This window comes from Aquamicrobium soli (assembly GCF_042646345.1).
Taxonomy (GTDB): Bacteria; Pseudomonadota; Alphaproteobacteria; order Rhizobiales; family Rhizobiaceae; genus Mesorhizobium; species Mesorhizobium soli_A.
Genome location: NZ_JBHRTK010000022.1, coordinates 231,631 through 239,450, shown reverse-complemented (window position 1 = coordinate 239,450; position 7,820 = coordinate 231,631). Strand labels below are relative to the sequence as shown.

Sequence of the window (7,820 nt, the reverse complement as noted above, 5' to 3'; positions counted from 1 at the left end):
AACGTGACCAATCGTGCCGATGTTCACATGCGGCTTGTTACGCTCGAATTTGCTCTTTGCCATTTCTCATTCCTTGGACGCAGTCAGCAGGATACGATTTGATCGGGGGCGATTAGCGAGAAAGGCCAAAAAACACAAGCCCTTTCGGCCAGACGCCACATCACCCGGCTCAACCCGTGATCCGCCATGGGGGAATGCCCTTATATGGGAGCCCGCCGCAAGATTAAAATAGCGCGGCGACTGGAGCGGGTAGCGGGAATCGAACCCGCATATTCAGCTTGGAAGGCTGCTGCTCTACCATTGAGCTATACCCGCACCCTGACCGGTCGGCGCATGGCCCAGTGCTGAAAAGGCCACCGCCTTTCGTGCCGGATGCAGGCCCCTGCGCGGCAGTGGTGGAGGAGGTTGGATTTGAACCAACGTAGGCATAGCCAACGGATTTACAGTCCGTCCCCTTTAACCACTCGGGCACTCCTCCGTACTGCCATACGGAGCCTGTCCAGGCATCGGCGCAAGGAACTCAACAGCCCTCACGCGCAGCGCCTTATGGCGGCAGGCTCGAAGCCTGTCAACCGCATCCGCAAGCCTATTGAAACGAATTTCACATGCGGCCGATATAGTAGCCGTATCCACGGCCCGGTCGCGGCGCTATAGAGGCGCCATGAGCGACGATTCAAAATCCGGAAGCCCGAAGGACAGCCACTACGCCAGGCTGCGGCGCGCCCACCGCGACCAGAAGTCGGGCGGCAAGCCGGCCCTGCGTCCACGCCAGCCGATACCGCCGGGCGAAGCCGCCGCGGACGGGCTGGTGCGGCTCTACGGCCTGCACACGGTGCGCGCCGCCCTCGACAATCCGCGCCGCGCGATCCGCACCATGCTGGTGACGCGCAACGCGCAGGAACGGCTTGGGATCGCCGACCTCGCCGCCCTGCCCTTCAAGGCCGAGCAGGTGGAACCCCGCGACATCGACAGGCTAACCGGCTCCGACGCGGTGCACCAGGGCGTCCTGATCGAAGCTGAGCCGCTCCGGCCCAAGCATCTGGATGCGCTGGGCGACACGCGGCTGGTGCTGGTGCTCGACCAGGTGACCGACCCGCACAATGTCGGCGCCATTTTGCGCTCGGCCGTGGCCTTCGGCGCCGGCGCGCTGATCACCACGGCGCGCCACAGCCCGCACGAATCGGGCGTGCTGGCCAAGTCCGCCTCGGGCGCGCTCGAACATATCGACCATATCGAGGTGAGAAACCTCGCCGAAGCGCTCGGCGAACTTCACCAGGCGGGCTTCCATACCGTGGGGCTCGATTCGGAAGGACCGGCCGAACTGGAAAAGAGCCTTGCCGGCGAAAAGATCGCGCTGGTGCTCGGCGCCGAAGGCAAGGGCCTGCGCCAGAAGACGCGCGAAACGGTGACGACGCTGGCGCGGCTGGACATGCCGGGGCCGATCCGCTCGCTCAACGTTTCCAACGCCGCCGCCGTCAGCCTCTATGCGGCCCACGCCTTCCTTACGCGCAGCACGCGCTGAACCGTAAAGCGATTCCTTTTCCGGGCGATAGCGCCGCGCCTTGATTCGGGGCGTGAAGGATCGCCCTACCCGCGCACCAGCCAGACGATGCCGACACCGATGGCGATGGCGGCAAGCCCGACCGCGCGCAGGGCGCCTTCCGGCGTGGAAAGAACCTCGCCGGCGAGTTTCTTGGCCAGATGCGGGAAGCCGCCATAGACCAGGCCTTCGACGACGAGGACCAGCCCCATGGCGGCTAGAAAATCCTGCACGGGCCGTTACTGGCCCGTGGCAGCCGGCGGCGAAGCCGGGGCGGCGGGCGCAGGCGCCGCCGAAGCGGCCGGAGCCGAACCAAGCGGACCCGCCTTGCCGTTGGGATCGCGGAAGTAGCGGAAGAATTCCGAATTCGGTGACAGCACCATGTTGGTGCCGTTCGAATCCAGCGCCTCCTGGTAGGCGTTCATCGAGCGGTAGAAGTCGAAGAACTCCGGGTCGCGCAGATAGGCGTTGGCGAAGGTGGCGCTTCGCTGGGCATCGCCTTCACCGCGCAGGATCTGCGATTCCTTCTCGGCTTCGGCGACGATTTCCACCACCTCGCGGTCGGCGCGGGCGCGGATACGCTGCGCCGCCTCGTTGCCGCGTGCCCGCAGGCGCTCGGCTTCGGCCAGGCGTTCGGCCTTCATGCGGTCGTAGGTCTGCTGCGATACCTCCTGGGTAAGGTCGGTGCGGCGGATGCGCACGTCGACGATCTCGAGCCCGAGCGAGGCCGCGTCGGGCCGCAACTGGTCGGCCACTTCGCGCATCATGTTGGCGCGCTCTTCCGACAGCGCCGCCTCGAAGTCGCGCAAGCCGTAGACCCGGCGCAGCGCCGCGTCGAGACGGGTGCGCAACCGCTGCTCGGCCAGTTCGACACTGCCGGAAACGGCGGCGCGGAACTTGCGGGGGTCCGAGATGCGATAGGCGATGAAGGCGTCCACCTCGTAGAACTTGCCGCCGGACACCTGCACGCGGATGTTGTCGAGGTCGAAGCGCAGCACGCGGTTTTCGATCAGCTGCACATTGTCGGCATCGAAGAACGAGAACGGCGCCTTGAAGTAGATGCCCGGCTGCGTCTCCACCTTCACGATCTCGCCGAAGCGCAGGACGATCGCCTGCTGGCGCGCATTGACCACGAAGATGGAGGAATAGAGCAGGAATACCAGGATCGCCGCGATCACGACGAAGACGGGAAGACGATTGGCCATTACTGGGCTCCTCCCGTCGAATCGGGTGTCTTGGCTTTGTTGGGCTGCAGCGCCGGCAGCGGCAGGTAGGGCACGACCCCCTGACCGCCGCTCTGCTCCAGCAGGACCTTGTTGGAATCCTTCAGCACCTTCTCCATGGTCTCGAAGTAGAGCCGCTGGCGGGTAACCTCCGGCGCCTTGGCATATTCGTCATAGACCGAGATGAAGCGCTGCGCCTCACCCTCGGCTTCCTGCATGACGCGGTTCTTGTAGGCGGCGGCCTCCTCCCGCACCTGCGCGGCCTGGCCTCGGGCGGCACCCAGCTTCTGGTTAGAATACTGGTTGGCCTGCTCGACGAACTTGTCCTCGTCCTGCTCGGCGCGCTGCACTTCGTCGAAGGCGTCGGCCACCTCGCGCGGGGGCGCGGCGTCCTCGATGGAGACGGCGTTGATGTTGAGCCCGGCCTTGTACTCGTCGAGCGTCGCCTGGATGATCTCGCGCACGCCGGCGGCGATGCCTTCGCGGTCGTCACGGAAGATGTCCTGCGCCGGACGCCGGCCGACGACCTCGCGCATCGCGCTTTCCGAGACCTGGCGCAACATGCCGTCGGGGTCGGAGACGTCGAACAGGTACTGCTTGGGATCGGAAACCTGGTAGGCCACCGAGAACTGCACGTTGACGATGTTCTGGTCGCCCGACAGCATCAGCCCGGAAGCGTTGCCGCTGCCGCCGCCGATATTGACGAGCTGTTCCGAAATCTTGGCGGTTTCGACCCGGTCCATCGGCCACCAGTGGAAATGCAGTCCGGGCTCGGAAAGCTCGGCCTTCGGCACGCCGAAGCGCAGCTCCACCGCCACCTCGTCCGGCTGCACGGTGTAGATGGCCTTGAAGCCCCACAGCACGACCAGGGCAAGCGCGATCAGCCCGAACAGCGCCGGGCTCGGGCCGCCACCGCCCGGGATCATATGCTTCAGCCGATCCTGCCCCTTGCGGATGATATCCTCGAGGTCGGGCGGGGTTCCTTGCGGGCCGGAGGGACCCTTCGGCCCCTGCCCCCAGGGGCCGCCATTATTGCCGCCGCCCCATGGGCCGCCACCACCGCTCTTGTCATTCCAGGGCATGGATATCCTCTCGCTGGGAGTGCCTCATGCGCCGCCGGGACGCGCAGGGCCGTCTTCCCTCTATAGGCACGCCATCGCAGGCTTTCAACGCATCGGCGGCCAGCAAACCGCTTTTGATGCGCAATATCGGCAAGACGGGCCGCGACCCCTTGCCTCCGGGCGCAAAATGTCAGCCGCGCAGGCGCTCGTAGACGGCGTAGCGCGTGGGAAAGCTATCCTTCTCGCCGGCCGGCACGTCCTGCGAGCGCACAAGCCTCCACGCTGCCCAATCGACCGGCGGGAAAGACACGTCGCCTTCGACCTCGGCCAGCACATGGGTGATGTGCAACCGGTCGGCCAGCGGCAAGGACTGTTCGAAGATCGCCGCACCGCCGATGATACAGGCCTCCCCGGCAGCCGCCATGTCGCCTTCGCGGCGCTCGGCCAGCGACAGCGCCTCCTCCAGCGAATGCACGATGTCGGCGCCCTCGGCCGCATAGCCGGGGTCGCGGGTGATGACGATGTTCTGGCGGCCGGGCAGCGGCTTTTTGGGAAAGCTTTCCCAAGTCTTGCGGCCCATGACGATGGGCTTGCCCATCGTATCGGCCTTGAAGCGCTTGAGGTCGGTCGAAAGCCGCCAAGGCAGCCCGCCGTCCCGGCCGATCACGCCGTTCTCGGCAATGGCCACGAAGATGCCGATATCCATCAGTCGCCATGGCTCCATCGGTCGAGCAGCAGGATGTCGATATTGCGCTCGGGGTAAAAATCATCGGCCGTCATCTCGAACGTGGTCGGCCCGGTCTTGCGCACGCCGTTTCCGCAAAACGAAACAAGGCTTTTCGGGTCGCCCTTGTCGATCGTCAGCTTGAACTTGCCGATCGATCCGGCCGCCCAGTTGCCGCCGGTGGTCAGCACGTAGGCGATGCGGCTTTCCATCATCTGCGGATCGCTGCCGGCATTCCTGCCGGCCGCCTTGCGCACCGCGTTCTGGAAACTCTCGTCCAGGCAATAGCGCTGCCTGTAGGCCTCGTACTCGCCCTGGAACCTGCCGTCATAGAAGAAGGTCAGCCCGGCCGTGCCGCCGACGCTCGGCTTGTAGCGATGGGAGACATGCACCGGCTTGCCGGCGGGAAAGGTCGCGCGCCACCAATAGGTCGACTGCAATTTCCAGTACGGCGTGCGCACTTTCTTCCAGCCCGAGCCGTCGTCATATTCCTCGATGACGATGATGCCGCGCCGGACCCAGTCGTCGGCGACATCCTGGGGCAGCTTTTCCAGCGCGGCACTCGTCGCCTCCCCGGCCGGATAAAGCGGCACACCCTGCGCCTTCAGATCCGCGCCGACCTCCAGTTCGGCGGCAAACGCCCGCTGCTCCAGTTGCGGCTTGATCTCCCTGCCGTCGCTCGTCACCTCGAAGCCGAGGAAATTGTCGGACGGGTCGTCGGGGATGGCCACCATGCGGTCGGGGTTGCCCTCGATATCCGGCATGGGAAAAGCGACGATCGTGTCGATGTCCGTTTCCGATCCGTTGCGGAACACGTAATCGACGGTGATCCTGTCGCGCGAGATGAACAGGTCCTCGCTCTCCATCGCGATCGAATCGCTGCGCGACAGGATGAGGCCGCCGGTTCCGAGCTCGGCCATCGAATCGTTGGCGAAGGCGGGCGGTGCCGTCAGCGCCAGCCCCGCCAGAAGAACGCGTCGCAGCATCGCTCTACCCCTCACAGGCCTGTGTCTATCCCGCATCGATCTCCGCCTGAAGGGCGGCCATGTGCACCGCCGCCGCCGAAGCGGCCGCCCGCTCGATGGCGCGAAAGCGGCTGACGACGGCAAGCCCGAGCGGCGTAAGCTGTGCGCCGCCGCCCTTGCGGCCGCCGGTCTGCGCCGCCACCAGCGACTTGCCGAACACCCGGTTCATGTCCTCGACCAGGTCCCAAGCATGCTTGTAGGACATTTCCATGCTGCGCGCGGCGGCCGAGATCGAGCCGAACGTTGCGATCTGTTCCAGCAGTTCGATCTTGCCCGGCCCGACGCGGCCGTCCGGATCGAGATTGATTCGCAGGCTCAACGACGGCATCGCCTCACATCCTCCGCGGTCATGCCCCACCTGTTTCGCTCGCGCTATTCTGCAATGGAATAACGCCAATGCGACCGTTTGTCAGCCATGGATCTCGCCGCTGAGGCCGGCGGTGGCATTGGCCTTGTCGAAGCTCACCGTCTTGATCACGGCGAACACCGGCCGGCCGACCTCCAGTTCGAGCGCCTGCCGCGATTGCCGTGTGATGCGCGCCACGACGGCAACGCCGCTGCAATCGATGTGGACCTCGACGGAGGCCCCCTCGCCCGGCTCGATCGCGATGATCGTTCCCGGCAGGACATTGAGCGCGCTAAGTCCCTTGGGCTCCACCGTCGCCACCATCACGTCGCGGGCGCGGATGCGCAGCCTGACCGGCGCGCCAGCCTCGACCGCCAGCCGTGGCACCCGGACTTCGCCGGCTTTGGAGCCCAGCACCGTCATGCCGAACGCCGCGTCGTGACGCATCACGGTCGTTTCCAGCACCGCGCCGCCTTCGCCGCGCTCTTCCGCCGGCAAAAGGTCGAGCCGCTGCATGATGTCGGCGGTCGGGCCGGATGCGGTCACCCTGCCCTCGGAAAGCATCACCACGTCGCTCGCCAGCCGCGCCACCTCGGCGACCGAATGGCTGACATAGACGATGGGGATTTTCGTCTCGTCGCGCAGCCGCTCGATATAGGGCAGGATCTCGGCCTTGCGCGCCTCGTCCAGCGAGGCCAGCGGCTCGTCCATCAACAGAAGGCGGGGGCTGGTCAGCAGCGCCCGGCCGATCGCCACGCGCTGCTTTTCGCCGCCCGAGAGCCTTCCGGGCCGCCGGTCCATGAGCGGGCCGATGCCGAGCAGGTCGACGACCGCGTCCATGTCGACATAGCGCTCGGCGGGCGGCGTGAACCAGCGCCCGAAGCGCAGATTGTGCGCCACGCTCATATGCGGGAACAACAGCGCCTCCTGGAACACCATGCCGATGCGCCGCTTGTGCTTCGGCACGAAGATGCCGGCCTCGGTATCGACCAGCACCCGGCCCTCCACCTCGACACGACCCTTGTCCGGCCGCGTCAGCCCGGCAATCACGCTGATGAGCGAGGACTTGCCCGAGCCCGACGGCCCGAACAGCGCCGTCAGCCGGCCCGAGCTGGCAAAGCGCGCGCGAAGGCCGAAGGCGCCCAGCTGCTGCTCGATGTCGACCGCGACCGTCATTCGACGTCCAGCCTGCGCCCAACGCGCCGCGCCAGCGCTTCGGACACCACCAGCGCGCCCATGGAGATGACGATGCTGATCAGGGTAAGCCTGAGCGCGCCCTCGTCGCCGCCCGGCACCTGCGTGAAGGTGTAGATGGCGGAAGGCAGTGTCTGCGTCTCGCCCGGAATGTTGGAAACGAAGGTAATCGTCGCGCCGAACTCGCCCATCGCCTTGGCGAAGGAAAGGATGGAGCCGGCGATCACGCCGGGGACGATCAGCGGCAAGGTCACCGTCAGGAAAACCCATAGCGGATGCGCGCCGAGCGTGCCGGCGGCCGCCTCCAGCTTGCGGTCCACCGCCTCGATGGAAAGCCGGATCGCCCGCACCATCAGCGGAAAGCCCATGATGGCGCAGGCCAGCGCCGCGCCCGTCCAGCGGAAGGAAAAGACGATGCCGAACCAGTTTTCCAGGAAGGACCCGATCGGCGCGCGCCGGCCGAAGCTGATCAACAGCAGGTAGCCGGTCACGACCGGCGGCAGCACCAGCGGCAGGTGCACGAGGCCGTTGAGCACCGTCTTGCCCCAGAACCGCCCGCGCGCCAGCAAAAGCGCGATGGCGATCCCCGGCGGCAGGCTCGCCAGCATCGCCACCGTCGCCACCTTGATCGACAGCCGGACCGCATTCCATTCGTCAGGCGTGAGACCCGTCAGCCAGTTCATGCGTAACCGTTCGTTGTAGCCGTG

At 66.1% G+C, this 7,820-nt stretch carries 9 protein-coding genes, 2 tRNA genes and 1 pseudogene; 1 reads left to right on the top strand and 11 read right to left on the bottom strand.

Translation table 11 applies throughout. The annotated features are described in order from the left end of the window. The 3 genes and pseudogenes from ACFOHJ_RS19845 to ACFOHJ_RS19835 all read right to left on the bottom strand — a co-directional run. Positions 1-63, bottom strand: a pseudogene (locus ACFOHJ_RS19845) (GTP-binding protein); the annotation flags it as partial. A 178-nt stretch (positions 64-241) separates the two neighbouring features. Then, positions 242-315: transfer RNA gene (locus ACFOHJ_RS19840), tRNA-Gly, on the bottom strand. Positions 316-393: 78 nt separating this feature from the next. Continuing rightward, positions 394-478, bottom strand: a tRNA-Tyr gene (locus ACFOHJ_RS19835). 183 nt (positions 479-661) lie between these two features. On the opposite strand from ACFOHJ_RS19835, the gene ACFOHJ_RS19830 reads away from it, so the two are divergent. Then, on the top strand, positions 662-1,522 hold the full coding sequence (locus tag ACFOHJ_RS19830; RefSeq protein ID WP_378223820.1) for a TrmH family RNA methyltransferase: 861 nt from the start codon (positions 662-664) through the stop codon (positions 1,520-1,522). A 65-nt stretch (positions 1,523-1,587) separates the two neighbouring features. Here the strand turns inward: ACFOHJ_RS19830 and ACFOHJ_RS19825 are convergent, their stop codons facing one another. From ACFOHJ_RS19825 to modB, 8 genes are all read right to left on the bottom strand, one after another. Beyond that, on the bottom strand, positions 1,588-1,773 hold the full coding sequence (locus tag ACFOHJ_RS19825) for a DUF2065 domain-containing protein (protein WP_378223818.1): 186 nt from the start codon (positions 1,771-1,773) through the stop codon (positions 1,588-1,590). Between the two features lie 6 nt (positions 1,774-1,779). Next, positions 1,780-2,745 (bottom strand): protease modulator HflC, encoded by a 966-nt coding sequence (gene hflC / locus ACFOHJ_RS19820; protein WP_378223815.1) that lies wholly within the window; start codon positions 2,743-2,745, stop codon positions 1,780-1,782. Then, positions 2,745-3,845 carry an FtsH protease activity modulator HflK gene (gene hflK, locus ACFOHJ_RS19815; RefSeq protein WP_378223812.1) on the bottom strand — a complete coding sequence of 367 codons (1,101 nt, stop codon included), beginning with the start codon at positions 3,843-3,845 and terminating at the stop codon, positions 2,745-2,747. Before hflK ends, hflC begins: the two co-directional genes overlap by 1 nt. 169 nt (positions 3,846-4,014) lie before the next feature. Then, on the bottom strand, positions 4,015-4,530 hold the full coding sequence (locus ACFOHJ_RS19810; protein ID WP_378223809.1) for a dihydrofolate reductase: 516 nt from the start codon (positions 4,528-4,530) through the stop codon (positions 4,015-4,017). Continuing rightward, positions 4,530-5,534 (bottom strand): DUF4424 domain-containing protein, encoded by a 1,005-nt coding sequence (locus ACFOHJ_RS19805; protein ID WP_378223807.1) that lies wholly within the window; start codon positions 5,532-5,534, stop codon positions 4,530-4,532. The genes ACFOHJ_RS19810 and ACFOHJ_RS19805 overlap by 1 nt, the downstream gene beginning before the upstream one ends. A gap of 25 nt (positions 5,535-5,559) precedes the next feature. Next, the gene (locus ACFOHJ_RS19800) at positions 5,560-5,901 is read right to left on the bottom strand and encodes a winged helix-turn-helix domain-containing protein (RefSeq protein ID WP_378223805.1); all 342 of its coding nucleotides are present in this window, start codon (positions 5,899-5,901) and stop codon (positions 5,560-5,562) included. An 81-nt stretch (positions 5,902-5,982) separates the two neighbouring features. Beyond that, entirely contained in the window at positions 5,983-7,095 is a 1,113-nt protein-coding gene (gene modC, locus ACFOHJ_RS19795; protein WP_378223803.1) for a molybdenum ABC transporter ATP-binding protein, read from the bottom strand. Beyond that, positions 7,092-7,796, bottom strand: a complete 705-nt coding sequence (modB, locus tag ACFOHJ_RS19790) for a molybdate ABC transporter permease subunit (RefSeq protein WP_378223801.1) — start codon at positions 7,794-7,796, stop codon at positions 7,092-7,094. The genes modC and modB overlap by 4 nt, the downstream gene beginning before the upstream one ends. Between the last annotated feature and the right edge of the window lie 24 nt (positions 7,797-7,820).

What these genes read in the sequence shown, in the direction of transcription:
- ACFOHJ_RS19810 (WP_378223809.1), bottom strand. Translation starts at nt 4,530, where the DNA reads ATGGATATCGGCATCTTCGTGGCCATTGCCGAGAACGGCGTGATCGGC.
- modB (WP_378223801.1), bottom strand. Translation starts at nt 7,796, where the DNA reads ATGAACTGGCTGACGGGTCTCACGCCTGACGAATGGAATGCGGTCCGG.
- ACFOHJ_RS19830 (WP_378223820.1), top strand. Translation starts at nt 662, where the DNA reads ATGAGCGACGATTCAAAATCCGGAAGCCCGAAGGACAGCCACTACGCC.
- hflK (WP_378223812.1), bottom strand. Translation starts at nt 3,845, where the DNA reads ATGCCCTGGAATGACAAGAGCGGTGGTGGCGGCCCATGGGGCGGCGGC.
- ACFOHJ_RS19805 (WP_378223807.1), bottom strand. Translation starts at nt 5,534, where the DNA reads ATGCTGCGACGCGTTCTTCTGGCGGGGCTGGCGCTGACGGCACCGCCC.
- ACFOHJ_RS19800 (WP_378223805.1), bottom strand. Translation starts at nt 5,901, where the DNA reads ATGCCGTCGTTGAGCCTGCGAATCAATCTCGATCCGGACGGCCGCGTC.
- modC (WP_378223803.1), bottom strand. Translation starts at nt 7,095, where the DNA reads ATGACGGTCGCGGTCGACATCGAGCAGCAGCTGGGCGCCTTCGGCCTT.
- hflC (WP_378223815.1), bottom strand. Translation starts at nt 2,745, where the DNA reads ATGGCCAATCGTCTTCCCGTCTTCGTCGTGATCGCGGCGATCCTGGTA.